At 66.8% G+C, this 779-nt stretch carries 1 protein-coding gene; it reads left to right on the top strand.

The annotated features are described in order from the left end of the window. On the top strand, positions 1 to 779 hold a 779-nt coding region (locus MKK70_RS22995; protein ID WP_279603776.1), incomplete at both ends, for an FtsK/SpoIIIE domain-containing protein.

Here is a 779-nt window from a genome sequence, read left to right as displayed (position 1 = left end):
TCGGCCCGCGTCGCGGTCGTGCCCGGCCGCAACGCCATCGGCATCGAGCTGCCGAACGCACGGCGCGAGACCGTGTACCTGCGCGAGCTCCTGGCCTCGGCCGACTTCGTCGAGACCAAGCACAAGCTCGCGCTGTGCTTTGGGAAAAACATCGGCGGCGAGCCGATCATCGCCGATCTCGCCCGCATGCCGCACCTGCTGGTTGCCGGCACCACCGGCGCGGTCAAGTCGGTGGCGATCAACACCATGATCCTCTCGCTCCTCTACCGGATGAAGCCGGAGGAGTGCCGCCTGATCATGGTCGACCCGAAGATGCTGGAGCTGTCGGTCTACGACGGCATCCCGCACCTTCTCTCCCCCGTCGTCACCGATCCGAAGAAGGCGGTCATCGCCCTCAAGTGGGCGGTGCGCGAGATGGAGGAGCGCTACAAGAAGATGTCCAAGGTCGGCGTGCGCAACATCGACGGGTTCAATGCCCGGCTCGAGGAGGCGCGCCTGCGCGGCGAGGTGCTGACCCGTACCGTCCAGACCGGCTTCGACCGGCAGACCGGCGAGGCCGTCTACGAGAACGAGGAGATGGACCTCTCCCCGCTGCCCTACATCGTGATCGTGGTCGACGAGATGGCCGACCTGATGATGGTGGCCGGCAAGGACATCGAAGGCGCGATCCAGCGCCTGGCGCAGATGGCGCGCGCGGCGGGCATCCACCTGATCATGGCGACGCAGCGTCCGTCGGTGGACGTGATCACCGGGACGATCAAGGCGAACTTCCCGACCCG

Origin of the sequence: Methylobacterium sp. E-041 (genome assembly GCF_022829665.1) — a bacterium.
Lineage (GTDB): Bacteria > Pseudomonadota > Alphaproteobacteria > Rhizobiales > Beijerinckiaceae > Methylobacterium.
Note: the sequence above shows the minus strand (reverse complement) of the source record. Positions and strands in the feature narration are given on the sequence as shown.